Source organism: Shewanella sp., from assembly GCF_013214165.1.
Lineage (GTDB): Bacteria > Pseudomonadota > Gammaproteobacteria > Enterobacterales > Shewanellaceae > Shewanella.
Map to the genome: position 1 here is coordinate 37,602 of NZ_JABSSM010000027.1, position 26,597 is coordinate 64,198.

25 protein-coding genes and 2 tRNA genes are annotated in these 26,597 nt (G+C 45.4%); 11 read left to right on the plus strand and 16 right to left on the minus strand.

Going from position 1 to position 26,597, the window contains the following annotated elements; translation table 11 throughout:
- Positions 1-173: 173 nt before the first annotated feature.
- Both HRU42_RS09905 and HRU42_RS09910 read right to left on the minus strand, forming a co-directional pair.
- The gene (locus HRU42_RS09905; RefSeq protein ID WP_295030720.1) at positions 174-329 is read right to left on the minus strand and encodes a hypothetical protein; all 156 of its coding nucleotides are present in this window, start codon (positions 327-329) and stop codon (positions 174-176) included.
- A gap of 93 nt (positions 330-422) precedes the next feature.
- Positions 423-917 (minus strand): hypothetical protein, encoded by a 495-nt coding sequence (locus HRU42_RS09910; RefSeq protein WP_295030721.1) that lies wholly within the window; start codon positions 915-917, stop codon positions 423-425.
- 232 nt (positions 918-1,149) lie between these two features.
- Here HRU42_RS09910 and HRU42_RS09915 point away from each other — a divergent pair, with 232 nt between their 5' ends.
- Positions 1,150-1,830 (plus strand): hemolysin III family protein, encoded by a 681-nt coding sequence (locus HRU42_RS09915; RefSeq protein ID WP_295030723.1) that lies wholly within the window; start codon positions 1,150-1,152, stop codon positions 1,828-1,830.
- Positions 1,831-1,858: 28 nt separating this feature from the next.
- Here the strand turns inward: HRU42_RS09915 and HRU42_RS09920 are convergent, their stop codons facing one another.
- A complete protein-coding gene (locus HRU42_RS09920) occupies positions 1,859-2,407 on the minus strand; it encodes a DTW domain-containing protein (RefSeq protein ID WP_295030725.1) in 549 nt (182 codons plus the stop codon).
- 177 nt (positions 2,408-2,584) lie between these two features.
- Here HRU42_RS09920 and HRU42_RS09925 point away from each other — a divergent pair, with 177 nt between their 5' ends.
- Positions 2,585-3,970, plus strand: a complete 1,386-nt coding sequence (locus tag HRU42_RS09925; protein WP_295030727.1) for a sensor histidine kinase — start codon at positions 2,585-2,587, stop codon at positions 3,968-3,970.
- Here HRU42_RS09925 and def read toward each other — a convergent pair.
- Positions 3,967-4,458, minus strand: coding sequence for a peptide deformylase (gene def / locus HRU42_RS09930; protein ID WP_295030728.1), 492 nt, complete (start codon positions 4,456-4,458; stop codon positions 3,967-3,969). The genes HRU42_RS09925 and def overlap by 4 nt on opposite strands.
- A gap of 182 nt (positions 4,459-4,640) precedes the next feature.
- Between def and HRU42_RS09935 the strand changes: the two genes are divergently transcribed.
- The 3 genes from HRU42_RS09935 (at position 4,641) to HRU42_RS09945 (ending at position 7,799) form a co-directional block, all read left to right on the plus strand.
- On the plus strand, positions 4,641-6,362 hold the full coding sequence (locus HRU42_RS09935) for an MFS transporter (protein WP_295030730.1): 1,722 nt from the start codon (positions 4,641-4,643) through the stop codon (positions 6,360-6,362).
- A 320-nt stretch (positions 6,363-6,682) separates the two neighbouring features.
- Positions 6,683-6,904, plus strand: a complete 222-nt coding sequence (locus tag HRU42_RS09940; protein ID WP_295030732.1) for a hypothetical protein — start codon at positions 6,683-6,685, stop codon at positions 6,902-6,904.
- Between the two features lie 136 nt (positions 6,905-7,040).
- Entirely contained in the window at positions 7,041-7,799 is a 759-nt protein-coding gene (locus HRU42_RS09945) for a DUF3108 domain-containing protein (protein ID WP_295030758.1), read from the plus strand.
- A gap of 48 nt (positions 7,800-7,847) precedes the next feature.
- Here the strand turns inward: HRU42_RS09945 and HRU42_RS09950 are convergent, their stop codons facing one another.
- Complete coding sequence (locus HRU42_RS09950; protein WP_295030734.1) at positions 7,848-8,627, minus strand: class II glutamine amidotransferase; 780 nt, start codon at positions 8,625-8,627, stop codon at positions 7,848-7,850.
- Positions 8,628-8,874: 247 nt separating this feature from the next.
- Between HRU42_RS09950 and fadE the strand changes: the two genes are divergently transcribed.
- Positions 8,875-11,322 (plus strand): acyl-CoA dehydrogenase FadE, encoded by a 2,448-nt coding sequence (gene fadE / locus HRU42_RS09955; RefSeq protein WP_295030736.1) that lies wholly within the window; start codon positions 8,875-8,877, stop codon positions 11,320-11,322.
- Between the two features lie 493 nt (positions 11,323-11,815).
- Here fadE and HRU42_RS09960 read toward each other — a convergent pair.
- From HRU42_RS09960 to dnaQ, 4 genes are all read right to left on the minus strand, one after another.
- Positions 11,816-11,892 (minus strand) — tRNA-Asp (locus tag HRU42_RS09960).
- Positions 11,893-11,961: 69 nt separating this feature from the next.
- Positions 11,962-12,038, minus strand: a tRNA-Asp gene (locus tag HRU42_RS09965).
- Between the two features lie 131 nt (positions 12,039-12,169).
- Positions 12,170-13,513 carry a TIGR03503 family protein gene (locus HRU42_RS09970; RefSeq protein ID WP_295030738.1) on the minus strand — a complete coding sequence of 448 codons (1,344 nt, stop codon included), beginning with the start codon at positions 13,511-13,513 and terminating at the stop codon, positions 12,170-12,172.
- A 131-nt stretch (positions 13,514-13,644) separates the two neighbouring features.
- Positions 13,645-14,373 carry a DNA polymerase III subunit epsilon gene (gene dnaQ, locus HRU42_RS09975; protein ID WP_295030740.1) on the minus strand — a complete coding sequence of 243 codons (729 nt, stop codon included), beginning with the start codon at positions 14,371-14,373 and terminating at the stop codon, positions 13,645-13,647.
- A gap of 67 nt (positions 14,374-14,440) precedes the next feature.
- On the opposite strand from dnaQ, the gene rnhA reads away from it, so the two are divergent.
- Positions 14,441-14,905 (plus strand): ribonuclease HI, encoded by a 465-nt coding sequence (gene rnhA / locus HRU42_RS09980; protein WP_295030742.1) that lies wholly within the window; start codon positions 14,441-14,443, stop codon positions 14,903-14,905.
- 14 nt (positions 14,906-14,919) lie between these two features.
- On the opposite strand, the gene HRU42_RS09985 is transcribed toward rnhA, so the two are convergent.
- Both HRU42_RS09985 and HRU42_RS09990 read right to left on the minus strand, forming a co-directional pair.
- Positions 14,920-15,816 (minus strand): LysR substrate-binding domain-containing protein, encoded by an 897-nt coding sequence (locus HRU42_RS09985; protein WP_295030744.1) that lies wholly within the window; start codon positions 15,814-15,816, stop codon positions 14,920-14,922.
- 10 nt (positions 15,817-15,826) lie between these two features.
- Positions 15,827-16,555, minus strand: a complete 729-nt coding sequence (locus HRU42_RS09990; RefSeq protein ID WP_295030760.1) for a methyltransferase domain-containing protein — start codon at positions 16,553-16,555, stop codon at positions 15,827-15,829.
- Between the two features lie 185 nt (positions 16,556-16,740).
- Here HRU42_RS09990 and gloB point away from each other — a divergent pair, with 185 nt between their 5' ends.
- Both gloB and HRU42_RS10000 read left to right on the plus strand, forming a co-directional pair.
- Entirely contained in the window at positions 16,741-17,550 is an 810-nt protein-coding gene (gene gloB, locus HRU42_RS09995; protein ID WP_295030746.1) for a hydroxyacylglutathione hydrolase, read from the plus strand.
- An 86-nt stretch (positions 17,551-17,636) separates the two neighbouring features.
- Positions 17,637-19,184 carry a LysM peptidoglycan-binding domain-containing protein gene (locus HRU42_RS10000; protein ID WP_295030748.1) on the plus strand — a complete coding sequence of 516 codons (1,548 nt, stop codon included), beginning with the start codon at positions 17,637-17,639 and terminating at the stop codon, positions 19,182-19,184.
- Positions 19,185-19,247: 63 nt separating this feature from the next.
- Here HRU42_RS10000 and HRU42_RS10005 read toward each other — a convergent pair whose 3' ends face one another.
- The 3 genes from HRU42_RS10005 to HRU42_RS10015 are packed head-to-tail and all read right to left on the minus strand — an operon-like array spanning position 19,248 to position 21,857.
- Positions 19,248-19,841: a BsuPI-related putative proteinase inhibitor gene (locus HRU42_RS10005; protein WP_295030750.1), complete on the minus strand. Its 594-nt coding sequence runs from the start codon at positions 19,839-19,841 to the stop codon at positions 19,248-19,250.
- Positions 19,841-21,667, minus strand: coding sequence for an AsmA family protein (locus HRU42_RS10010; RefSeq protein WP_295030752.1), 1,827 nt, complete (start codon positions 21,665-21,667; stop codon positions 19,841-19,843). The genes HRU42_RS10005 and HRU42_RS10010 overlap by 1 nt, the downstream gene beginning before the upstream one ends.
- A gap of 31 nt (positions 21,668-21,698) precedes the next feature.
- Positions 21,699-21,857, minus strand: a complete 159-nt coding sequence (locus HRU42_RS10015) for a hypothetical protein (RefSeq protein ID WP_295030762.1) — start codon at positions 21,855-21,857, stop codon at positions 21,699-21,701.
- 501 nt (positions 21,858-22,358) lie between these two features.
- Here HRU42_RS10015 and HRU42_RS10020 point away from each other — a divergent pair.
- Complete coding sequence (locus HRU42_RS10020) at positions 22,359-22,682, plus strand: hypothetical protein (protein WP_295030754.1); 324 nt, start codon at positions 22,359-22,361, stop codon at positions 22,680-22,682.
- A gap of 332 nt (positions 22,683-23,014) precedes the next feature.
- Here HRU42_RS10020 and msrQ read toward each other — a convergent pair whose 3' ends face one another.
- Both msrQ and msrP read right to left on the minus strand, forming a co-directional pair.
- Positions 23,015-23,650 carry a protein-methionine-sulfoxide reductase heme-binding subunit MsrQ gene (gene msrQ, locus HRU42_RS10025; RefSeq protein WP_295030763.1) on the minus strand — a complete coding sequence of 212 codons (636 nt, stop codon included), beginning with the start codon at positions 23,648-23,650 and terminating at the stop codon, positions 23,015-23,017.
- A 61-nt stretch (positions 23,651-23,711) separates the two neighbouring features.
- Complete coding sequence (gene msrP / locus HRU42_RS10030) at positions 23,712-24,734, minus strand: protein-methionine-sulfoxide reductase catalytic subunit MsrP (protein ID WP_295030756.1); 1,023 nt, start codon at positions 24,732-24,734, stop codon at positions 23,712-23,714.
- 295 nt (positions 24,735-25,029) lie between these two features.
- On the opposite strand from msrP, the gene rmuC reads away from it, so the two are divergent.
- The gene (gene rmuC / locus HRU42_RS10035; protein WP_295030764.1) at positions 25,030-26,526 is read left to right on the plus strand and encodes a DNA recombination protein RmuC; all 1,497 of its coding nucleotides are present in this window, start codon (positions 25,030-25,032) and stop codon (positions 26,524-26,526) included.
- Positions 26,527-26,597: the final 71 nt, after the last annotated feature.

The following is a 26,597-nucleotide window of genomic DNA, read 5'->3' on the forward strand; positions in this document are numbered from 1 at the left end:
ATAAGAGCTGAAATGATAAATTAAACATAACAAAAATAGAACTAACCTTATTTACCATTAAATTATTTCATCATAAGTGTTATGACTTAATGGGTCTTTTACGCACTCTTTTGCTATCGCTCGCGTTAACGCCGCCGCAACTGAGTCGCCATGAGCGTTTTAGTTCGGGTGTATTAATTAGCTTGTGCGACAAAAAGCTCACCCAGAGCCGCCTCTCTCTGACGGGAAAGGTATTTTTGGGTTGAGGCACTGAAATTTGACATATTAAGCCTGTCGCTCCCGTCATTGTTCTCTTGTTCTGGGGAGAAGAAATAGGAAGATTGACTCATAGATGAAGCGTTCTTTGACTTGGAAAAATCTTCTTGCTTAGCCAGAGATTGTTTAGCTTCTATTACCACGGGATCTAGAAGGAGCTCCTGCTTTTATTTCGGCTTAAGCAAAACTTTAGACACGTCACTCTCAGTCAAATCAGCCGCTGTAAGCTTAGGCTCCAGCCCTAGATTGTCGATTAATTCAGACTTACCTTTCTCTATCACGGGGGCTTGATAATACATATAGGCTTTTAATTGAGGGCCTTTTATTGGAGGGGCTTCAGATTTCGCGCCATCGTTCTTAGCTTGCGGGTATAACAAGGGAGCGGAGCTCCAGAGGATATCTAAGGTAAACACCAGGGCCAGATGACAACTAATAGCCAGAGCGCTCACCAATAGCCAAGAGATTCTGCGCTTATTGGCAGCAGGCTTAACATGCTCATGAGCAGATGAGAGAAAGGGTCTAAGCTCATGGTTCAGCTCTTGCCGCTCGAAGGAGGTATCAAACTGAATATCGAGATAAACGGCACACCTATCCGCCTTTATCCCCTTCAGTTCTTCCTTGTTTTCACTAAGTAGAACTTCCTCTACGCGAAACGCTTTCAATAACATCATCCCTGTGGTTTATCATAGTCAGTTCAGTTCTCATCACTTCATGTGCGGTGACTGAGCCAGTACCAAGATATCAGCCTGAAACTCATACCGATAAAACTCTGATTATCAATGCGGTAGAAAGTTCATTTTGATGCGTCAAAACCTAGCTTACACGTGTACGCTCAAGTATGGTTTTATGCTGAATTTACTGTTAGACTCCACCGAAACGATTTAAGAGAAAATTATGCCACTAGAAGAATCATTAGGCCAGCAAGCATCGATTGCCTCAGTCGATAGCAGTGGCTATAGCCCTAAAGAAGAGATGGCAAACAGCATAAGCCATGGTCTGGGTATAGTGGCGGGGATTTTCGGGCTGGTACTCTCTCTGGGAAAGGGCCAGCAAACACTCGATAGCGTGCAATTATTCGGGCTGGTTATCTACTGTGCCAGCATCATCTTACTCTTCTCCTGCTCGACCTTATATCATTCGATCTCCTCTCCAGTTTGGAAGCACAGACTCAAGATTGCCGATCATTGCGCCATCTATTTTTTAATTGCTGGCACCTATACTCCTCTGATGCTCATCGCCCTGGAAGGTAGCAAGGCTAATATTATTCTCATCGCCATCTGGTCGCTGGCATTCGGTGGAGTATTATTCGAAACCCTGTTCATTAATCGATTCAAGAAGCTGAGTCTTACCCTATATCTAGTGATGGGCTGGCTATGCGCTACCGTGATGAGTGAACTGATCGATTCGATGACAGCGCTAGGTTTTCAGTTATTGATTTTGGGCGGGTTGTTTTACACCTTCGGGGTGATATTTTATGTCGGTAAACGCATTCCCTTTAACCACGCGATATGGCATTTATTTGTGCTCGCCGGTGCGGTAAGTCACTTCCTCTGTGTATATTTAACCCTGATATAAGCCCAAGGATTTAAATTTATCTAGATTGTCAGCCGGCTTGAAAATCAATGAAGGCGTGTGTTAACAGCTCGGCCTCTTGATGACGATTCTTTAACTCGAGTAAACCGATAATGCACTCTAAGGTGCATAAGCCCCCCTCTATTTGATTACGTCTGAGCGTAAAACCTGAATCCGCCTGCTCAGTGAAGGCAAACTTATCAGCAGCCTTGAGGTAAGGGCTCTGCCGCATCATCTTTCGGGCCTCTTGCCAGGTCGCATCTAATATAATGAGCGTCTCAGGCAGACACTCGAGATAGATGTGCTCAAGGTGATTGTTCAAACCAGCCAGCTCATGGTTTTCATCTAGCTCCTTGCCGGCATCAGAGTCACACGCGTTATCGGAGCCAGATGGCTCCATGAGCCTAGGAAACAGCACTGCGGCCTTATGGCTGCTAATTAATGCTAGCAGGTCTGGATCCGGTTTTACCCTAGACCAGACGATCCTCCGGCACCACTGTGGAAATGCGTGTAAAGCAAGCGCGCCGGTATTGGTCGGGCGCAATACTTCTCGTTCATGGGTTAACAACACCAGCTTCATCTCTGTTTACTCTCTTATTAAACTCTTATTTATGCAAAGAAATAGACATAAGCGTCATTCATCCAAAGTTTTCATTTAACCAGACAAGTCAGCCATTTTCTGCTTGGTAAAAAGCCCGCTGTGGGATAACATTCGTCGATAACGATTCTCATTCCCACACCATAAGCCGCGGTTCATATGTCCATACCAAAAACGGGTCTATTTTCAGGTCTGCAAATTAAACTTTTCAGTTATTTTGCCTTGTCTTTATTGGCTATTTTACTTATCGCTACAGGGATTGAAAGGGTGGTGATCAACCGATTATTAACTCTACCTCAATCTACTCAGGATCAGATTAATCACCTGGCAAATCAGGCGAGTGAATTAATTAACCAAGAGGCGCTAACAGCGTTGGCAAGATGGGAACAGAATCAGGCATTCCGTGTTTATGTGTTAGACAAAGACCTAAAGTCCATCACACAAGCACAATTGCATCCCCATTTCATCTTCAAGTTACAATACATGCGCCAACTGCATCTCCCCATGGGTAACAGTGTCAGAAAACCTCTGATAGGTATTCCTCTGCCTAATGCCCACTATATCAATGGCCCATTAACCTTAGTGGTGCAATTAAAGTCCGAGCTCCACCCGGCTCAAAGGCTCAGCCAAAGCCTGTGGATTATTCGCGTGCTGGTAGGTATATCTGTATTACTGGTATTCACTTCCATTTTAAGCCGATACTTAATCACGCCGCTTAAGCACTTGAAATTAGGCACACAAGCCCTGGCCAGTGGTAAATTAGACACCAGAATCGCCCAGCATTTCTCCGTTAAAGAACCTGAATTTTACCACCTCGCCACAGAATTCGATCATATGGCGGAGCAAGTACAGCAATCGATGCAAAATCAGAAGCGCTTATTGAGGGATGTGTCCCATGAACTCAGGACTCCCCTAGCCAGGCAGGAGCTCGCACTACACCTGTTGGCAAAGAAGGCCAGTAAAGAGCAACATAAGTTTATCCAACGCTTAGGCCAAGAAAATCAGCAGATGGCATCACTTATCAATAGCATCTTAAATTACAGTCGACTCAATAATGCCTATGTGGAATTGACCTATGCTGCAGTTGCCCTAAGCCATATCCGTTCGAGAGTCTTGTCCGATATCCAATTTGAAGCACAAGACACTCAAACCATCACCTGGACTGAGTTTACCCACGACCTGATTATCCAGACTGACGCCAATTATCTCATTCGCGCCATGGATAATGTGCTGAGAAATGCGCTTAAATATGCGGGTGAACACTGTAACATCATCATTAGTTCACATATCGATGGCGGCAATCTGGTCATTAATATCGAAGACGACGGTCCAGGGATCCCGGAAGATAAATTAGAAAATCTCTTCAACCCTTTCACCCGAATGGATGAGGCCAGGCACTCGAGTCAGGGGGGATACGGACTGGGACTCGCAATCGTTAAACAGAGCCTTAAATTGCTGGGAGGGGAAGTGAGTGCCAGAAACCATCTTAGAGGTGGGCTATGTATCAGCTTTAGCTTACCATTGCCCCCCATGAAAGCAGCTTAGCCGTATTTTTTCACTTTTTTTAGCGCTATTTGTTGTTTAAGTTTCGACAGGTGGTCGGTAAATACTATGCCTTGTAGATGATCCATTTCGTGCTGTAGTACTATGGCCAAGAATGTATCAGTCTCGATTTCAAAGGGTTTACCGGTACGATCCAGCGCTTTAACTGTTACCTGCTCACTTCTGGCCACCTTAGCTCGATAGCCGGGAATCGATAAACAGCCCTCCTCGCCTATAAAGTCACCCTGAGTCGCCACAATTTCCGGATTGATCAACACCTGTGGCTGATCTCTTTCCTCTGACAGGTCTATGACTAAGATCGCGTGCTGACTACCCACTTGTGTCGCCGCCAGTCCTATACCATCTTCGGCGTCATACATGGTCTCGAGCAGATCATCTATAAAGCCTTGAACCGAGTCTATATCTTCAACTACGCGGGCTTTGCGTTTAAGACGTTCATCGGGAATGGTTAAAATATCGAGTACGGCCATAGAGAAATCACATAAAGTAAAAATTTGGCGCCATTATGACCCAATCAATGCTAAAGGCAACTCAATAAAGGTCAAAATTGCATCAGTCACCTTTTCATTTTTAACCTTATTGTCACATAACTTGAATTCCTGCATATATGTGGATAGCATGGGCGAATCGTATAAAATATACAGGAAGCAGTATGACACAAGTGACTCGAACCCCCTTGCCCAAGACTTTCTTCGTTGCCAACACCATGGAGATCTTCGAACGCCTTGCCTGGTATGGTTTTTTTACCCTGTCATCCCTCTACATGACCTCGCCTTCTCAGCAAGGTGGCTTAGGGTTCAGCGATCAGGAGCGTGGCTTACTCCAAGGCATGATCCCTTTCTTCCTCTACTTATTTCCTGTTATCACAGGCGCATTGGCTGACCGATACGGTTACCGTAAGATGTTTCTGATATCCTATGCCATCATGTGTCCCAGTTACTTCATTCTGGGACAAGTGGACTCTTTTGCAGGTTTCTTCATTGCTTTCATGGGTGTGGCGCTCGGTGCAGCCTGTTTCAAACCTGTAGTGACAGGCACTGTCGCCCGAACGACCGATGATACCAATCGCGGCCTAGGTTTCGGCATTTTCTACATGATGGTCAACATAGGTGGTTTTCTCGGCCCCTTCATCGCTGGCTATGTCCGAGCAATAAGCTGGGACTGGGTGTTTATCATGTCGTCATTCTGGATTGCGGTTAATTTTATTCCGGCCCTGTTATTCTATAAAGAGCCCACAGATCAAACAGCGCAGAAAGGCAAACCACTCAAGGCCGTCTTCGCCGATATACAGGAGGTGTTGGGTAACTTACGTTTCGCGCTGCTGTTCTTCGGAACGCTGATCATCCTCATGTCTTATGGTGCTAAGTGGCTGTCGGGACAAACTACACTCTTGGTCTATCTAGCCTGGTTCTTAGGACACTACCTGTGGAACTTACAAGGCAAGTCCGATCTCACCGCGCCCTGGTACAAGCAAAAAATCACTATCGGCAATAAACCTTTCGTGATCTATCTGTTGATCTTGTCTGGTTTTTGGATGGTCTATCAGCAAATATTCATCACGCTACCTATCTATATCCGTGATTTTGTCGATACCTCAGATCTTATCGCCATGATGGCATCTTATCCAGGTCTTCTCAGCTTCCTGGCCCCGGTCGATATTTCTAGCTTACAAACTGAGCTCACCAGACTGTCTGCCGCCTTGGCTAACCAGGACCTCACGGCTCAGGCTGCTTACTTCGATCTGGTTCATTATAAAGTCATGGTGCCTGTGTCTGAAATTAGCTTAGGGTTAAATGCGATAGCAGCAGATCCTGCTCAAGCCGAAGGCTATGCTAATGCTTGGTCAGCAGAGTATCGTCAGATAAACCCTGAATACATGATAGGCCTTAACTTTCTCTCTATTGTTGTCTTGCAGTTATTAGTCAGCCGTGTTGCAGAGAAATTCCAGGCTTTACCCGTGCTGGTCGCCGGAACGGTGATCATCGCCTTCGGCACAGCGTTAGGCGGTGTGGCCCACGGCGCCATCATGGGTGGCGTCATGGTGCTGACATCTATCTTGGTATTCTCTATTGGAGAGATGGTCGCCTCACCTAAGAGTCAAGAATATGTTGCCAGCTTTGCCCCACACGACAAGAAAGCCATGTTTATGGGTTACTACTTCGTCTCATCAGCCATTGGGTTTTTACTGGCGGGTCCCTTGTCAGGCTATCTCTATTCGGAAGTGGCAAAACAAGCACAGAGACCGGATCTGATGTGGTACATCATAGGTGCCTTCGGGTTAATCACAGCCCTAGGTCTTGTCTTGTTCCACAAGTTTGGCGTCATGATACAGCCAGAGAATAAGCCTTTGACGAGTGAAGCCGAGGTGGCTTAACCCGCCTATCACTTGGTTAATGGCCACATAATGGTAAGCAAAAAAGCCCATAATTCATTCATGTGTTATGGGATTTTTTATGATTGAAATCCTAAGCCTCTTATAGAAACCTCACCTCTGGCAAACCTAAAATGTCATTAAGAATAACCTCTCATTATAATTATTTAACAAATGATTACAGCGAGTTAAATAAACCATGACAAATTAAGCTTAGACATTGCAGTCACAAATCAAGATCTCGGTTTAGCCCGCTTTGAACTGGCGAGTTAAGGACGAAGAGGATATGATGCAGTATATGGTAAGTGATGACATGAGCTAATATGACAGGACTTCCTCCTAAACCAGACGCTTTTTCGACGCCCTGCGCTGCGGCTAAATCCCCCATGGAAAAAATCTCTTTCAAACCAGATACTGAAGCATTCCGCACTCAAATGCAGTTACTCAGGTTAGAGGGCATAGAGGTAAACCGAGGGAGAATATCTTTAACCAAATTTGAGTGGCGACCGGATATGGCGACCTTGGTGTTACAGCTGCCGTTTTAACGAAAAAACGATCATCGGGACAATCAGCAAAGTTTAAGGCTAGGTCACAACCAGTAAGAAATCGCTATAAAGGGCCAGGACCCTGCAAGCCAGGTAAAAACTTACCATAGAAAAATTTAAGGAGACGTCATTGTCGATGGGTCAGCGTATCGTGTTAGCAACAAATTTGTTCCTCTTGAGCCTCTACGTGGCTGCGGCCCCGAGCCCGCTATCCCCACAAACCGCAGAATATCAAGTGAATTATGGCAGTATCGAACTCGGAAAGGCCCGCTTTCAGCTCCCTAAACCCGAAGGCAATCTCTACCACTACCGTTTTGACAGCGACGTCAGCTTACTGGTGTTATCAGATAGGCGTCATGTCCGCAGTGATTTCATCCGCGAAGGCGACCAGCTCACCCCCATGCGATATACCCATAACAGGAAAGGCACAGGCCCTAGCTTTCAAGAACAAGCCGCCTTTGCCAGAGAGCAAGAAGTCGTTCACACTCGCTATAAAGATGAAAGATCTAAGCTAGATTATACCGATATCTTGTACGATCCCCTCATGGTTCAGCTGCAATTTCGACTCGACATGGCCCAAGGAAAGAAAACGCTCCACTATGCCATGGTCAAAGAGGGAGAGATCGATGAGTATAACTTTCGAGTCATAGGTAAAGAGAGAATGAATATCGAGAGTGGCAGCTACGAAACCATCAAGATTGAAGTTGTCAGGGACAGTAAGAAACGTCAGACCTTCTTCTGGATGGCACCAGATCTAGGCTACCTGCCCGTGCGTCTAACTCACTTCGAAAAAGGCAGTAAGCAGTTAGATATCAAATTGCTCAGCTATTATTTTTATCCTGAGCAAACCGTCAAACCAGACGAGCTTGATACTGAGTTAACGCTAAAGCCATAAACAAGCGGCGAAAAACGATATACATTATTTCATGCCTTAGCAGTCTCATCAATAATCAATAATCAATACACCTTGACGAAATAACTTCCAATCACCAGGCGCTAAAACATGCCACTCTTCGTTCTTAGTCAGAGGCCGGGTGGCGATCACTGTGACTATGTCGTCAGCAGTTGTCTCTTTATCAAAGTCTATGACCACATCGGTATCGATAAGCTTAGCCTTACCGAAAGGCGCTTTGCGGGTGATATAACACAGGTTATTGCTACAATAGCTCATCAGGTGTGCGCCATCGGTCAAGATCATATTAAATACCCCCAAGCAACGAATCTCATCGGCTAGCTGAGCGATAAATCGATACACTAGGCTGATATCTTCAGGCTCTTGCTCACCAAATTTGTCGACCACCTTCTCTAACAGCCAGCAAAATGCCAATTCACTGTCTGTATCACCCACAGGCTGAAACCTTGAGACAGTAAACTTGTCCTGATAATCGCTCAATTGGCCATTATGAGCATAGGTCCAATAGCGCCCCCAAAGCTCACGGGTGAAAGGATGGGTGTTCTCTAACGACACACAGCCCCGATTAGCCTGACGAATATGACTGACAACGACTTCACTCTTGATAGGATAGCTCTGAATGAGCTCGGCGATGTGGGACTCACTACTTGGACGAGCATCTTTAAAGGTACGGCTACCTTTTCCTTCATAGAAGGTGATCCCCCAGCCATCCACATGGGGACCGGTGACACCACCTCTCTGAGCTAGGCCGGTAAAGCTAAATACAATATCCGTCGGCACATTAGCGCTCATGGCAAGGAGTTCACACATTAATTCAACCCTTTAATACAGCTATAATATTTCAATTCTAACGCATTCTAACGATTTGAAGTAGAAAGTGGAATCTCGACTTTCACAAATTATTTAAACGTTTGTTTGAAAAAAACCTTGTATTAAATTACACATAGGTTTAAATTTTATGCGACACAGGTCAGACCACAACCTATAATTGTGATAATGATCAGAGAAAATTCTGACCTAAGTTCAAAATTCAGGTCGCACCTTAAGGAGAATAACAGTGACAAGCTTACTATGGATCCTCGCGTTTCTTTTTGTGTTAGGCACACTCGCCTACCTAAGAGTTTCATTGCTAACATCTAGCATCATTGCCGCAGCCGTTATGGCTGTCGGTTCAGCAACTGAAGTCGTGAGTCCCCTATCGTGGATCATCTTCTTAGCCATCGCCTTGCCACTGAACATCAGTGCATTTCGTAAAAACTTCCTCACTAAACCATTATTAAAGATCTATCGTGGCATCATGCCTGAGATGTCTTCTACCGAAAAAGAAGCGATTGAAGCCGGAACCACTTGGTGGGAAGCCGATCTATTTGCCGGAAATCCAGATTGGAAGAAACTCCACAACTACCCGGTAGCCAGATTGAGTGCCGATGAGCAAGCCTTCTTAGACGGCCCCGTTGAAGAAGTCTGTAAGATGCTCAATCAGCATCAGGTCTCACACCAACTGGGTGATCTTCCCGTCGAGATCTGGCAATACCTGAAAGATAATGGCTTCTTCGCCATGATCATCAAGAAAAAATATGGCGGCCTCGAGTATTCAGCCTATGCACAATCACGCGTGCTACAAAAGCTTGCCGGTCTCAGCAGTGAACTGGCCTCAACCGTCGGCGTGCCTAACTCCTTAGGCCCGGGCGAGCTGTTACAACACTATGGCACCACAGAGCAGAAAGACCATTATTTACCCAGACTCGCTCAAGGTCTGGAAGTCCCCTGTTTTGCCCTGACCAGTCCCGAAGCCGGTAGTGATGCAGGTGCCATCCCTGACTTTGGCATCGTGTGTAAAGGCCAGTGGCAAGGCGAAGAAATTCTAGGGATGAAGTTAACCTGGAACAAGCGCTACATTACGCTAGCCCCAGTCGCAACCGTACTGGGTCTGGCATTTAAGTTACGCGACCCGGATCAACTACTGGGTGACAAGGCTGAGCTAGGAATAACCTGCGCCCTGATCCCTACCGATATGGAAGGTGTAGAAACCGGGCGTCGCCACTTCCCGCTTAACTGTATGTTCCAAAATGGTCCCACCAGAGGCAATGAAATCTTTGTGCCTCTGAGCTTTATCATAGGCGGCCCGGAAATGGCTGGACAAGGCTGGCGCATGTTAGTCGAATGTCTGTCTGTGGGACGCGGCATCACCTTGCCTTCTAACTCAGCGGGGGGCATCAAGACTGCGGCGGTGGCAACGGGCGCTTATGCGCGTATTCGTCGTCAGTTTAAACTGCCTATCGGCAAGCTTGAAGGCATCGAAGAGCCCATGGCACGTATTGGCGGTAACGCCTACCTGATGGATGCTGTGACCAGTCTAACCACAACGGGCATAGACTTAGGTGAAAAGCCCTCGGTTATTTCTGCCATCGTGAAATTCCACCTGACCGACAGAATGCAGAAGTGTGTGATTGATGCCATGGACATCCACGGCGGTAAAGGGGTTTGTTTAGGCCCGAATAACTACCTAGGTCGAGGCTATCAGGCAGCCCCTATCGCCATTACGGTGGAAGGGGCAAACATTCTCACCCGCTCTATGATCATCTATGGTCAAGGGGCTATTCGTTGTCACCCTTATGTGATCACCGAGATGGAATCAGCATTCGATACCGATGCTAACCGCGGCCTCAATACCTTCGATTCAGCCTTGTTTGGTCATATCGGTTTTGCCATCAGTAATCTGGTGCGCAGTTTCTGGCTCGGAGTGACATCTTCAAGGTTCTCCAATGCGCCCTATTCAGATAAAACCAAACGTTATTATCAACAGATGAACCGCTTCAGCGCTAACCTAGCCCTGCTCTCGGATCTGGCGATGGCGACATTAGGCGGTGAACTGAAACGTAAGGAACGCATATCGGCAAGATTAGGCGACCTACTCAGCCAGCTTTATCTCACCTCTGCCACCCTGAAGCGTTATCAAGATGAGGGGCGTCAGACTGAAGATTTACCGCTAGTTCAGTGGGCGGTCGAAGATTCATTGTATAAATTACAGGACTCACTCGACGATCTACTCAACAACTTCCCTATGGGATTGGGCTTTATCCTTCGAGGCATAATCTTCCCATTCGGTCGCCCACTCAAGCGACCTAGCGATGTGTTAGATCATAAGGTTGCCCAGATCATGCAGACACCTTGCGCCAGTCGTGATCGCTTAGGTAAAGGTCAATTTTGGACCCCATGTGCAAATAACCCTGTTGGAGTACAAGAGCAGACCTTCATCGATATTATCGCCTGTGAACCACTGCATGCCAAAGTCTCTAAGGCTGCGGGTAAGCGTATTCCATTTATGTGGCTAGATAAAATCGCCGCACAGGGGAAGGCCTTAGGTGTACTCACAGATGAAGAAGTTGCCCTGCTTGAACGTGCCGAGATTGGCCGGATGAAATCCATCAATGTTGATGACTTCGATCCCGATGAATTGAAAGCCATGGTAATAGGCAAACAAAGCCATGAAAAGGCCGCCTAGCGTCACAAGATTTAGATTGAACCAATAACAGAAGGAGGCGTGAGCCTCCTTCTTTATGTCTTCGATTTAGCCACAAGGATTACGCCCAAACAATGTCTGGAACATTATTGACACCAGTGCACCAAGGCTCTGCTTTTCTGTTTATGGCCAAAGTCATTTTAGTATCAGGCACAAAAAAGCCCTCGTCTTTCGACAAGGGCTTCGTTGTTTGGCGGAGCGGACTAGCTCTTACCAGGAGACGAACCCGCGACCCCCGGCGTGACAGGCCGCCCATGTTTACAAATAGTCCTAACCAACTGAACTACCGCTCCTAAATTTTTCTGTCTAACTATGCTAAGCGGACGGGACTCTATTCTGACACTCAAGAATTGTACTGAGCATACCAACAACACATGCGTGCATTTTTTGGTATTATTTAATATTAAAAAATGGGGAGGTCTCTAAGCGATCAGGCACAAAAAAGCCCTCGTCTTTCGACAAGGGCTTCGTTGTTTGGCGGAGCGGACGGGACTCGAACCCGCGACCCCCGGCGTGACAGGCCGGTATTCTAACCAACTGAACTACCGCTCCTAAACTCTTCTGTCTTACTATGCTGAGCTGCTATGTCACTAACAACTAAGCTAAACTTAGTCACTTGATTGGCGGAGCGGACGGGACTCGAACCCGCGACCCCCGGCGTGACAGGCCGGTATTCTAACCAACTGAACTACCGCTCCACATCAAGTTGCGGTGATAATACTTAGGCGAGCATGGCGCGTCAATAGTTATTTTAAACAGACAAACCGATCAGTTAAAAAAGCAGCGATTAAGCATCAATTACTGCTTTTCTGCGTAGAAAAACGACTCACTAGCCTTTTCCCTCTTCTGCAGGGTCTTCAGGCATGGTCAGATCAATTTCATCTAATGTCGAACCCAAGTCTGGCTCTTTCTCTTTACCTTTCTCTTCATCAAGTCTTTTTTGAGTCACGGCTAACGCCTCTTGCAAGTTACGTCTCTTACGCCAGATCAGTAATCCCAGTGTACCTAAGACCAATATCGTGACATTAACCGTTATGATCCAGAAAATAGCTTCATCTTTGGCCTTCGTTTCTTCGATGGCCGCTTGCTTTGCCGCTCTGGCCGCTAACTCTTCCTTTGTTGGTGGTGGCTTAGGAGGCTCGATCAAATTAAAGAAGCGTTCAGGTAAGGCTAATACGATCTCTCGTCCGCCTAATGTTGTCGTTGCAGCCATCCCTTTAATTCTATAGCTACCAAAATCTGATACTTCCGGAAGAATGATCTCACTCTGTGATGCTACTAATCCGCTTAATGAAATGGGTAATTGAAGTCCAGCTGGACCGACTAATTCAAAATCTAAATGTGTCTCGGATAACTGCACCTCAGTTTCATCGACTCTTACATATAGCTTCCAGCGTCCTTCTAAAGGGTCTTCGGGTTCAAGCACATCTATTTCAATCGGGATAGGCGATAACATGAACTTAAACTGTTTTTCACGAGAAAACACATTGTTCCTCACCTCGACTTGAAAGGTATAGTGGCCCCACGGCTGATTTAAGTTGATTTCCCCGGTAAAAATACCGTCATCTGGCCGTTCATCTAAACCTTCGCCATGATCTTTATATGAGCCAACGACCAGAGAACCCGCAGCGAAATTTTCATCACTAGGCAGGTGCTCACTGATGAAACGAGCGGTCCATTCGACTAAGTAATCCAGCCCAGGCATTCTTAAACGCTGTTCATCTCCCAATAGCTGAGCCGTCACTTTTAAGCGTTCGCCTTGAAATAAGGGTTGGGGTAATGCGTCGACCTTGATGCCCAGTTTTGAGAACTTTTGAATCTTAGAGCCTTCTACGACTCTGCCTATGAGCTGCCATGGACCAGGCATAGGCTTATGTATGGTCACGATATCACCACTCAAGCCATCGACCCATTGCACCTCTTTGGGATGTCGACTCGCATACCATTTACTGCCATCGGGTAAGACGATGACCACAGGTGCACTACCATATTCACGTTGAATGAAAAGGGTGAGACTATCGACCATATGATCGATCCTGAAGCGATTCTTCAATACACTGGCTTCACTCGAAGGCACAACATCGGCCAATACCCATGTAGAAAACACAGTGCTTAGCATAATGACTAACGCAGCGAATGATTTTTTGCTCGAAACAAAATGTTTAGCGCTCATAAAGATGACGTCTGTCCTCGTCGAAGAAGTTAGCAATTGAAATATACAGTGTCGGATACTATGCTCTAGATGCTATTTATAGGGCGCCGATAAGAAAACGCCCTTATTTGATATCACACAGTGCCAGTGACTCAATCACGCCAGGCACAGAGTCCGCCTTTAGCCACGATATCGAGTCGCGCTTCGTGCTTAGCTAGTTCATCGGCCGATGCCGCGATCACTTTAAGTTTTGTGCGTTCTTGACTTAATCGTATTATGTCACTGGCACCTTCGGCCCCGCTGTCGCCTGAAAGATTAAACTTGGTCTGCCCACCTGTCATCAGCAGATAGACATCGGCTAAGATCTCCGCATCTAATAATGCGCCGTGGAGTTCACGCCGTGAGTTATCTATGCCATAACGCTTACACAAGGCATCGAGATTGTTTTTCTGACCCGGATGCAGATATTTCGCTATCGCTAAAGTATCCAAGATGCCGCAGATATCGGCAGTCTTAGGCCCTTTGGGCTGCAATAAGCCAAACTCATGATCCATGAAGCTGATATCGAACGACGCGTTATGGGCCACGACTTCGGCGCCATCAATAAACTCGATAAAGCTCTGTGCTATCTCGGCAAATTTTGGCTTTTTAGCCACATATTCGTTGGAAATACCGTGAACTCCGATGGCTTCTTCATCGATGAGCTGTTGTGGATTGATGTATTCATGATAATGGCGACCGGTCAAGCGCCGGTCAATCACTTCAACGCAACCAATTTCTATGATTCTATGTCCTAGAAAAATAGCACCCACGCCCTGGTTCATACCTGTGGTTTCGGTATCGAGAATGATCTGACGTTTTGCACTAGACACTATGTTCATAAATTTTCTAACACTTCCTAAGTTTTTGGGTATACTCGCCCGATAATATGTCTATGGTAACAACTTGATGTTAAAACCGCTCTCTATATTTACCGATGGATCCTGTTTAGGAAATCCTGGCCCCGGAGGGTATGGGGTGGTGATGAAGTACAAGTCACAAGTCAAAGAACTCTCCGACGGTTTCCTGTTAACCACCAACAACAGAATGGAGTTACTGGCGCCTATCATCGCATTGGAAGCCTTGAAAGTGCCCTGCAAAATCGTGCTCACCAGTGACAGTCAATACATGCGGCAAGGCATCACTCAATGGATCCACGGCTGGAAAAAAAAAGGCTGGCTAACGGCCGCGAAACAACCGGTAAAGAATGTGGATCTCTGGAAACGTTTAGATGTCGCCACAGCCTCCCATGAGATAGAGTGGCGCTGGGTTAAGGGTCATACAGGTCATGTAGAAAATGAACGCTGCGACACCTTAGCCAGAGTGGCTGCCGAAGCCAAGCCGACTCAAGAAGACATAGGTTACCCAGTTTAAGCCAGACCTTATTGCTAAGCCGACAAGTTATTAAAATTGGTACAGAAGGCGATAAACGCATCGCATAATGGGGTAAAGTTTCGGCTCTTATGATGGATACGATAAAACTGTCTGGTTAATTCGAGTCCTTCAACCTCGATAACAGCCAGCTCCTTGCGACTCAGCTCTTTTTCAAGGGTCAATTCAGACAGCACGGCCAGGCCAGCTCCTTGCTTGACCGCTTGCTTTATCGCATCGGGCGTACTGAAGCTGAATCTTTCTATGGGCTGCATATCCAGTGCATTGGCCGCACCGATAAAATAATCTCGGGTACCTGAGCCCTCTTCCCTCATCACCCAAGGTTGCCCGCGTAATGCCATGGGGTTAACCCGCTTTCCCGCAAGAGGATGCGCCGGGTGACAGAAAACGAGCAAGTTATCCCTATGCCAAGCCTCGACGTTAATGCGGCTGTCGAGGCACTGTCCCTCAATAAAACCGACTTCAACTCTGCACTCCAACACCGACTTTATGACGGCTTGAGTATTATCAATATCGAGATTTATGTAGGCGCTGGTATGTTGCTGGCAGAAGGCCACCGTACTTTTTGCCATCAAGTAATTACCGATTGTGGAGCTAGCGCTAACATTTAGCGTGCCACTGAGTTCGGCTTCCGCAGAGGAGAACAGATGCTCTATCTGTTCTAGCTTCTGTAACGCCTCGGTAGCCAATGGTAGCAAGAGGCTCCCCTGAGAGTTCAACCTTAATCGGTTACCGACCCGCTCAAACAATTTAGCATCGAGTTGCTTCTCTAATTCCGACAGGGCCATGGAGGTTGCCGGGGCCGATAAGTTCATCATATCGGCGGCTCGGGCAACTTGACCACTGCGGGCGACGGCTTCAAATATTGATAATTGCTTCAGTGTTATTCGCATTTAAACTCTATTACTTCTGTTTAACTGTGTCATTTTTTAAAGAGGTTCTCCCCGCCGTGGGCGCCGCGGTCCAATTAGGCTGACGGACTTTCTGCCTTGCATGTATCCGTGTCAATGGCGTCTCTAACTTACGAGCGACGATCAGATAAACGCTACCGGTTCCGGGCAACCAGGCCTTGAGTGCGTTTTGCCAGATGCTTTGTTGGCGTATTTCACTCAGCAGGTGATGGTGAATGATGCGCTCATCGGCCACCACTTGGTAACCCAATAATCCCAGCCAATCTTTGACCCTAGATGGTGTAAAGAACCGACCACACCAGGGGAGTTTATCTTGGTACTTAGGCAAAACTTTACCAATAAAAGCCGGACTCAAGGGATTAAACCCCACAATAAACAGATATCCACCGGATATTAGTACCCTGTCTGTTTCACGCAGTAGCTTATAAGGATCATGTTCAAACTCGAGCAACATGTTCATGACGACGGCATCGATGACCCCGTTCTGTATGGGCAGCGCACTAAACTCCGCGCGCAAAGATGCACCATCGCCATCGAACAGAGAAAACTGGCGACCGACAGGCAAACCAGGCATTTTTAATTCGGCGCTTAAGGGACCGAGGCTTAACATATGATAGCCAAACACTCTTGGCCACCATGATTCAAGCTCTCGCTCTACACTTGCCTTGATTTTTTCTCCATTAGGCAATTGCGACCACGTTCGAGGTACCAATACTTTCATGTCATTAAACAAGCAGTACTCCCTTAATTGATGCAGCGACTTAATATACCTGGCTAAACGGCAGTGGTATAATTATATGCTATACCCCATTAAAACGTGAATCTGTAAACTTCGCAATAAATTACTTGGTTAACTGAAGCTATGCCCTCAGTGTGTAAATTAACACCAGATAAGATGAGATACATATGCAAGCAATTGAATCTTCAAAATTAAAAATCACCCCATTAGCCGCATTCAATGATAATTATATCTGGATTATTGCCCAAGATGGTGATCGGTCAGTGTACGTGGTCGACCCAGGCGATGCCCAAGTCGTCATAGATTATCTGCACACAGAGCAATTACAACTGGCAGGGATCTTAATAACACATCACCACCATGATCACACTGGCGGCATCGCTAAACTATTAGCATATGCAGGGCATCAGATTGAAGTATATGGGCCCGATAGTGAGAACATTGCCAATCTCAATAATCCTATCAGCACCAATAGTCAGATTCAGCGCCATATCACACTCAAACAATTCAAGTTAAGGGTAGATATTATTCCTTTGCCCGGACATACATTAGGCCATATAAGCTATTTGATGGCGGGTGAGCTTTTTTGTGGCGATACCCTGTTCAGTGGCGGCTGTGGCAGACTCTTCGAAGGTACTCCTTCGCAGATGCACGACTCTTTAATGACATTATCCCGGCTTCCAGCAGAGACCCGAGTCTATTGCGCCCATGAATATACTTTAGCCAATCTGGATTTTGCTCTCTCGGTTGAACCGACTAACCCAGAGCTAATCCAATACCATAAGCTTTGTCAAAACAAACGCAGTAGGCAAGTAGCAACAATTCCAACCAGCATAGCCACAGAACGTAACATCAACCCTTTTCTGCGTTGCAATGTCAATACGATTAAGGCCTCAGTTAATCAACATTTCATGCAAAATGTGTCAAATCCTGTGGACACCTTCGCCCTTCTAAGGCAATGGAAAGACAATTTCTAAAAAACAGCTTACAATGCAGCGCTAAATAAGTCCCCTTTTCGAGTTTTTCAACATAGAGGGACAGAGAATTAAGGAATTATTTTTCGATGCGCATACAAAAAATTGTCCTAGCAGGGAGTATTTTTCTGCTCTCAGGCTGTCAGTCATTCGGCCCGTCAGTCTCTGAAGAACACCATACTCAAGCCATACCCGTTCTACCAGTGAGCTTACCTAAAGAAGTCATTGCAGAAAAAATTGAAGTTGCAGAAGTCACCGATGTTTGGCAAAGGATCCGCCAGGGTTTATCATTCGATGTGCCAGACCAAAAGCTAGTCAAGCAATATCGTGACTGGTACATCAAGCACCCACAACACCTCAAGACAGTATCGGAACGTGCGACCCCTTTCCTCTATTTGATCGTCGAAGAAATTGAGAAGCGTGATCTGCCTATCGAACTGGCCCTGCTTCCCATAGTGGAGAGTTCCTTCGATCCTTTCGCCTATTCACATGGCGCCGCATCAGGCTTGTGGCAGTTCACCTCCCCCATGGCGAGACATTTCGGTTTGCAGATGAATTGGTGGTATGACGGTCGCAGAGACGTACCCGCAGCAACCATTGCCGCCTTAGATATGCTCGAATACTTGTATAAGAAGACGGATGGTAACTGGCTTTATGCCATCGCGGCATACAACACGGGTGAGGGGCGAGTGATAAATGCCGTTAAAAACAATAAACGTAACGGAAAGCCTAGCGACTTTTGGTCATTAGCGCTACCGACAGAAACACAGCGTTATGTCCCTCAACTGCTCGCATTAGCCGATGTCATCAAGCACGCAGACAAGTATGGCATAGAACTCTACCCGATAGACAATCAAGCCAATATCCAAGTGATCGATGTGGGGAGTCAGATAGATCTTGCTCTCGCTGCCGGATTTGCCGATATGACCACATCCGCATTACATAAGCTCAATCCTGGATATAATCGTTGGGCAACGGCGCCCAATGGCCCTCACAATTTAGTATTGCCTGTAGACAAGGTGGCAAATTTCAAATTGGCTATGGCAGATACAAATGCTGATGACAGGTTGAACTGGGAACGCTACCAGATTAAATCGGGTGATAGTTTGGGCCTGATAGCCCAGCGTTATCGCACCACACCTGCGGCGCTTCGTGCTGTCAATGACATTAAAGGCAATACCATCATAGCAGGACGTCATCTGCTCATCCCCGTTGCGGCAAACGATCCTGAACAATACGCTCTTAGCCTAACTCAAAGAGTAAAGTCAAAACAAAATATCAGTCGTGGTAGCGAAAAAATCGATTACACCGTTAAGTCAGGTGATTCATTTTGGAAAATAGCAAAAGCGCATAAAGTACAAACGGCGCAATTAGCCCGATGGAACAATATGGCGCCAAAAGACACATTGAAAATTGGACAAAAGTTAGCGATATGGACAGGCAGTAACAATGCATCTTCCGTCACTCGCAAGGTGAATTATACGGTTCGCAGCGGAGATTCTCTGGCCCGTATCGCTTCAAAATTTAAAGTCAGCATCAATGATCTGGTTCGTTGGAATGCATTAGAAAAAACCAAGTACATTCAGCCAGGCCAAAAACTAAAGCTATATGTCGATATGACGAACGTCAGAGCCTGATACTAAGCAATCAACCGATAAAAAAATGCCAAGTCTGTAACAAGACTTGGCATTTTCCCAATACTATATTGCCAATGAGTTTACGTATTCATCTAGAGACAAACGCACTTCCCCCATCGCCACTGTCGTCGATTCTGTTGCATGTCCAGCGTAAACCGCCACTAAGCTATACCCTTTTCCCTTAACTTGAGTTAACGCATCTTTAGGCAGAGTAAATTTCACTGGAATCACTTTACCTGCGGCTATCACCACATCACGTATTGCCTGAGTAAACATCATGGTATCAGACCAAGCCCAGATTTTATTTCCTTGCGGGTCCAATAAGTGAAGATCAGCCGTCATGCCCGAGCGATACTGAATCGGCACGGCGAAACTCTGATTGTTGGTGATGATGAGTGTCACAGTAAAAGCCGTTTTCAATGAGACTTGTAACTGTCCGGATAATAATCCTTTATCCATCTTGGCCGCCTTTATTTCAGACTCCTTAGCCAGTGTATATGACTCAGAAGACGTTAATGAAGAGCCATCGATTCTAGCCGACTCCACTTGAACAACGGCTTGCTGTTTAACTTGAGTTGGTGCAACCACTTGCGATATTTCTTGAGAGCAAGCAGATAAGGCGATAATCCCAAGAGAAACAAAGAATGATTTATTCATTAAAAACCACCTAGTTTCTTTAACAGACTATCTTTGAGTTTATCTTGCACCTTCTCTACCTCTTGTTTCAATTTAGCGTCAAACAGCTCCTCTGTGTCTAAAGAAAATTGTGGGTCCGACATGGTGCCGGTGATTAAAAATGGAATTTCAATACCATAGAGTAGGTCTTTATCTCCTCCACCCTGTCCGTCGAGGGAACCTACCACGGCTGTGGTTAAATGATAATCCAGTGCCTCAGAGATGATGTTGGCAGTGCCAGCCCCCGAAAGCCTGATTAACGGTGAGGACATCAGCAGATCTGGATTAGATACGAGCCCCTTGACGACCGAAAATGACCCGGTCAATGAGGTGAAGTCGGTTTTCTGTTCAGATGAGCTTGTAGATGATGATTCACCACTGAGTTTTGACTGGGCCTCTCTGATCTTTTGCGGAATATTCACTCCATATAGGGCACCGTCCGCAATCTCAAACTTACCTTTAGCGGCAATATTGTGCTTGATATTATCGGCAAGCAGACTCCTGCCCTTGCCTTTAACACTGAAGTTAGCCGTGCCCGCCAACAGATCGACATCAGCGGCATCTTGCAAGAGTTCTCTTACCTGAACTCCAGTGATCAATTTTTCAAAACTGTAACTGGGTACGGCTTGTCGGCCATCTAGACGAGCTGTCACGGCAAGTTCCCCACCATAGAGATCGGCATTAAGCTGCTTTAAATCGAGAATGCCATCCTTCAACGTCATGTCCATAACCCAATTGCTGGTCATCACATTTGCAGCCTTGATAGACTTGGCCGTCAGCGCTAAGGTGAGGTCGAGAGACTTCATGGCACTTAAATCAGGCTCAACTTGAGTCGCCTCAGCTTGGGTCTTCTGCTTGGCCTTGTCAGCTTTATCTGTTGCTGGCAGGAGTTTATCAAGATCGATATCACCCAAATCCAGATTAGCCATAATTTTCGGCACTTTATGACCATAAGCGATATCCACTTTACCTTTGGCCTGGATGTCGCCTGCCATTAATTCATCCAAGATGAGATGAACTTGCTTGGCCTCTAGCAATATTTCCAGCTGGGTTAACAATGAGATAGATAACTTCTTATTGGGGATTGCCTCACCGGCTATCACGTTAGTTATCTTAAAATCTTTAACTTGAATCTGAGTCATGTCTTGGGCGACTCTGATTGAGCCCTTACCCTGACTCACGAGTGTCATATCTGGCATTTCAGCACTGAAGCGATACTCGAGACTAGCAAATTCCCCCAAGGAGAACTTCCCAAGGGTTAAATTATCCAGGCTAAATACTTGTTCGGTCCCGGCTTGTTTATCTGAGATTCGAATTTGTGTATTGGTGATCGAGATGCCCCCAATATCCAGGCTCGATAAACTGCCCAGTTGAGCGCTAGTGTCATTGACTTGAGCCGGTTTATCTTCCGTGGATGAACTCTGTAAACCATCGAAGCTGGTGCGGCCATCTTTGCGGGTTTCCAGATTGACGACTAAGCCATCGAGATTTAATTTAGCAATCTCTACTTGTTTGCTAAACAAAGGCAAAAGCTCCACTTCTGCAACTATCTTGTTCACCTTTAACAGGGAGACATTATCGAATCCCTTAGGATTAGATAATGTGATATCTCCAAGCTCTATGCCTATGCTTGGAAAAAATGTCCATGTAAGATCTTTTGCTATGATGAGATCGCGCCCTGTTTGCTTCTTTACCGCATTGACTATTTCAGGTTTAAAATCATTTGGATCAAAAATCAGGGTCAAGTAGGCCGCTAAACTCGCGAACATAAACAATAAGACAATAAAAAACCATTTAACAATTTTCATAACAGGTTCCATCCAAATAGCTGAGCTTAAATTATAGCAAGCGAGAGAGGTCGACAGTGGCGATGCCATTTTCATCAGAATATAACACCATAGTCGGTGCGAATATAATGTTATCCTTTGAAATCATACCATTGACTTCCTTTAGCCTTTTTTTGTGTTTTATCGGATGAGTACCTATGCCTATACTCATCAGTTTCAACGCGCCAACGTCTCTGACACAAGCATAGATAACGATAGCTTTCCAACCATATCAACTGCACTCAAGGCGGCAAAGTCACCGAGTATGGCCCTGTTGAACGAAGCACCACCATAGTGAAGAGTCGCTTCCCCCTGCTGTTTTAAGGATCTCTTTTACTTTTGAGTCATCTTCAACAACACTTAACAGTAACAAGCTCACCGCAAAATATTGTACGCTTGCGGTATTATTTGTATTGAGTGGTTAACAATAGCAGTTTATTATTAATAATCATCATCGAATAAATCAGCTAATAGCCCCTTCATATTGGTCTCCATTAAATAAAATCACGGATGACTCGCTCACTATTGCTACAACCAGAATATCTTGAAACATTTGCCTTGGATTTTATATGATCAAATGCCTTTGAGAGCCGGAACAAAAAGTCTATAATTAGCTAATTATTGGAACGTAATAATACTATCCTTCTTACTTACTCGAGAAAAGTGAACTTTAATGCTTGATAACAATGACTTACAAAAAGCTCTTGCGGCTTTAGATGAATACGGCTTCGATAAAAAACATACAAGTGATTTATCTCAAGCTAGAAACAAACAGCAGATGACTAAATATATTGAGTCGCTTGATTATAGTTTACGTCGTTTGCTCATATTACAAGATACGGTAGAAGACTTGGTTGCAAAGAAGAAGCATCAATTAACCCAGCAAGAAAACATACAAACTTATAAAACTAAAGTCATCAATCTTTCTAGACAATTCAACATCTCGTATGATGACGTTGTGCAAGTCATGATTAATTTAAAAAACCAGGCAATTTAAACTGTCTGGTTTTTAGTTCTGTTTTCAACTGAGACTTATTTTAGCCTTAAGCTTATTGATGATAAAATAACACTTTAAAGCTGGAGACGAGCCCATCTAATGCTGTTGTTCCTTGCAGGAACTGTTCTGTCGTCTCATTAATTTGTCCCCTCTTTGTTGATTTTCTACTGAAATATCATTGATTCGAGTCTCACTCATTGGCCTGAGAAAATATCTTGACCTCTTTCTCACTAACCAAGATATATACTTATCAAGCTCGCGATCCAGATTTTAAAATGCTGCTTACATATGCTTTCGAAGTAGAGTATCGATGAAGCCAGAGGATATTCAGATTACTGGCTGCTCAACCTTAGCCTTAAGCGAGTCAATGTCTGCGACAGTTTTTTACCTATCGAGAACCTTAAGCTCAATAAGCCAATGACAATTAAGATATAAATACTGGGCTCGATGATTTCAGATTTCACCGACCAATAGAAGTGAATAGGCACTAAGATGGCGACCAGATAAACCCAGTTATGTAATTGCTGCCAACGTCTGCCCATTTTTTTTCTGATGATTTTTAATGAGGTAATAGACAAGGCAATTAAAATTAGATAAGCCACAGCCCCAACTAATATGTAGGGACGCTTAAGGATCTCCTGCAACAGGAGTGACCATTCGAACAAGAGATCTAAACTGATAAAGGCCATAATATGTAAACTGGCATAGGCAAATACATAGAGGCCGATTAGACGGCGAGTCTGTATCAATATCCCTTGCTTTAAGCGACGCGCTAAAGGAGAGATCATCAGTAGGACCACTAAGGTATTGAGGGCGCCGACTCCGGTATAATGAATAATGTACTGCACCGGATCTCCCCCGGCATCACCTGTCAGCACAGAGATCACCAGATAACCGACAGGCCATAAGGCGACCAGATGTATGACGGTTTTGAGCCAAAAAAGATGTTTCGAAGTTAACCGCATTATTCCTCCAACTGTGTCACTGGGACTATCGCCACGATTACCCATAATCTGCTTCATTTTCTAACTAGAAATATCTTTTTAGATCTAACCCCTGATATAAATCTGCCACTTGCTCCCCATAGCCATTAAACATTTGAGTATTAATCCGCTGGGCCGAAAACAAGCCTCCCTCACCTATACGCCTCTCGGTTGCCTGAGACCAACGTGGATGGTCGACATTTGGGTTCACATTGGCGTAAAAGCCATATTCATGGGACGCAAGCTGATTCCAGCTAGTGGGTGGCTGTTTATTCATGACGCGGATCCTGACGATGGACTTAATACTCTTAAAGCCATACTTCCAAGGTACAACCAAACGTATTGGCGCGCCATTTTGAGGCGGTAAGGTTTTACCATATAAGCCAACCGCCATGAAGGATAATGGGTTCATCGCTTCGTTAATGGTTAAGCCTTCGACATAGGGGTAATGGATCCCGCCGCCCATTAAGCGGCTCTTCTGACCGGGCATCTGCTCGGGATCAAACAAGGTCTCGAACGCCACATGAGTAGCATGGCTCTTCACTCCGGCCTTTTTCAATAAGCTAGCAAGAGGAAATCCCACCCAAGGCACCACCATAGACCAGGCTTCGACACAACGAAGACGGTAGGTGCGCTCTTCCAAGGCTAGCATCTGAGTTAAATCATCCAAATCTAACGTCAAGGGACGCTCTACTTCTCCTTCGATGACAAGCTGCCAAGGATCGACACTTAGCCCTTGAGCATGTTCGGATGGGTCCTGTTTACTGGTACCAAACTCATAGAAATTATTGTGGGTGGTGATTTTATTGAACGGCGTTGTCGCCCCATTGCCGGTGAAACTCAAGTTAGAGGTATACGTTAACGGGGAAGTTATAAATTGCGATATTTTCTTATCACCAAAGAGATCGAAGATCCCGGCCTGAACCTGGCCTGGAATACTCGCACCTAAGGCGCCAAGCCCCAAAGCCTTGATGATTCGTCTGCGGTCATTGAACACAGATTCCGGCGTCACATCTGAATCTTTAAGCTCCCATGGGGCTTTTTGTCTGATACCTTGGGTAAATTTCATCTATACAGTCCCTTTTAAATGTTAAGCGGTAAAAACCACATACTAGTATTAGACAGGAAGAAGTAACAAAAAATTTCCTAAAATCCCAGTTAACTTAATCAATATTGGTCAGATGCTATCAATTCACCTCCTGAACCGCCTGCAACGCACTCATCTCCCCCCAAACCAAGATCAAACATATTATCAACATATGATTAAGAGTTATTCATTTACGCTAAATACTGCAAGATGCCACTTGAAGATAGTCATCTTGCATGAGAGTCTATTCGCTTCATTCTTTATTACCTCCTTTCTTATGCCAACAAATCTACCTCTGTCTCTGCCCGAAATCATCGTATTGAGCGCGGTCGCTTTTCTGTCTCTACTTATCGGTGCCTTGTTGAACCAACGTCTGACGCGACAGAGGTGGCAACAAGTAAAAAAACAACTTGCAGACCAGCACCAACGCGCGCTAGATGAAATCCAAATTGAGATCGGCCACAGGGATTCATTGTTATTAGATAAAGAAGCACAGATAGAAACCTTATACGCCAAGGTCGAGATAAATCTCAGTGCCTTAGGACAAGCTCAAGCCGAATCGAGTCGTCTTCCTCAATTAGACAGCCAACTGCAGGAATCCCAGCGAAAACTGATGGATACTCAACTGGCCCTGTCAAAATCCAATGCCATGCAACAGACCTTGACCGTCAAATTTAGTACCCAGCAACAAGCGCTGGAGGATAAAATCTCTCTATTAGAGAGTGCGGAAATCCGTTTAACAACCCAATTTGAAAATCTCGCTAACAAGATATTTGAAGAACGCAGTGAGAAGTTACAGAGCCAAAACACTCAGCATTTAGATGCTGTGTTAGCCCCTTTTAAACAGCAGCTTGAGGGGTTTAGAAAACAAGTTCAGGAGTCTTATACTAATGAGCAATCTGAGCGCAGTGCATTCCGCCACCAACTGGAATCACTCAAGGCCCTCAACCAGCAGATGAGTCAAGACGCTGTCAACCTCACCAAGGCACTCAAGGGTGACAATAAACAGCAAGGTAACTGGGGAGAGGTCATTTTAGAACGTGTATTACAAGAGAGTGGTTTGCGTGAGGGTCATGAGTATGACACCCAGACTGAGCTTAAAAATGATGCTGGTAAGCGCTTTAAGCCCGATGTCATCGTTCACCTGCCTGAGAATAAAGACGTCGTTATCGATGCTAAGATGTCATTGGTCGCTTATGAGCGGTATTTCAACAATGATGATGCAGATATCAAAGCACAGGCACTTAAAGATCATGTCCTCTCTATCCGGGGGCACATTAAGGGCCTGAGCCAAAAAGACTATCAAAAACTTCATGGGCTAACCAGCCTGGATTACGTGCTCATGTTTATCCCCTTGGAGCCGGCATTTTTACTCGCACTGGAACATGACCCTAGCCTGGTAAACTATGCCTTAGATCTCAACATCATGCTGGTAAGCCCTACCAACCTTTTGGTTGCCCTAAGGACAATTAACAACATTTGGCGCTACGAATATCAAAATCAAAACGCTCAACGTATCGCCAAACAAGCAGGAAAGATATACGATAAACTGTGCGGCTATATCGAAGATATGGAAAAACTCGGTAGGGCTATCGAAAGCGCCGAGAAAAGCTATACCAACGCCATGGGCAAGCTGGCCAGTGGTAAAGGCAACTTAGTCAGACAAGCCCATCAGATGCAGCAACTCGGTGTGGAGACCAGTAAAAAAATCGATCAGCGCTTATTGGATAGCGCATTATCAGACTATCCTGAATCTGAGTCCCAATTGAATTAGTCAGTCAATTGATGATCTTCTGATAAATATGGATATTATACCATTCCATATAAATATCTGGTCAGTTCAGA